Source organism: Micromonospora sonneratiae (genome assembly GCF_042679305.1).
GTDB lineage: Bacteria > Actinomycetota > Actinomycetes > Mycobacteriales > Micromonosporaceae > Micromonospora_H > Micromonospora_H sonneratiae.
Window position 1 is genome coordinate 1 of record NZ_JBHTMP010000174.1, and the last position, 649, is coordinate 649.

1 pseudogene is annotated in these 649 nt (G+C 78.3%); it reads left to right on the forward strand.

Annotated features, from left to right (window positions below):
- Positions 1-649: pseudogene (locus tag ACFQ4H_RS34860) on the forward strand (hypothetical protein); the annotation flags it as partial.

Sequence of the window (649 nt, forward strand, 5' to 3'; positions counted from 1 at the left end):
GACCGCCGATCGTCCCGGGGCGGTGGGACGGACGAGGCCGGTGGACGAGGCCGGGCCGTGCTGGTGGCCGGTGCTGGCCGGGCGGCGGCGGTGTTCACAACCGCCGGGGTGCCCGCGTTCGCGGCGGCTTGCCCGTTCGGGGTGGCACGTCTCGCCGCTGTGGGTCGCGTTGCCGGGGTTGAGGCGTGTCGTGGCCTGCCGGCTACCGGTGCGGCCGGAGCTGCGGAGAACACCGGTGTGACCGGGGAAGGTGGCCGACGCGGGGCGGTCTGCGGCGCTAGTGCGGCCGAGAACGTCACCGCCGGTGCCGGACCGCCCGGTGCGGATCTCGGCGCGGTCGTCGTGGCGTCGCTGAAGGCGACCCGTGCCGGTGGTGCGGCTGGGGACGGCGTACTCGGCGGGGGCGGGTGGGAGAACGGCGCGGCCGGGACAGCGCCGGACGGCGGTGCGGATGGTGTGGACGGGGCCGCCGGGTGGCTGAAGGTGGGGCCGGCGGTCGTCCCGAACGGCGCGGGCAGCGGAGTGTGGGTGACCGGCGCGTTACTGAAGGGCACCGGTCCCGGCGGGGGCGGCGGGACGGAAGCCGGCCCCGGACGAGGCAGGCGAGGTGGACGGGGTGGACGGGGCGGACGGGGGCCGCCGGGCGGCG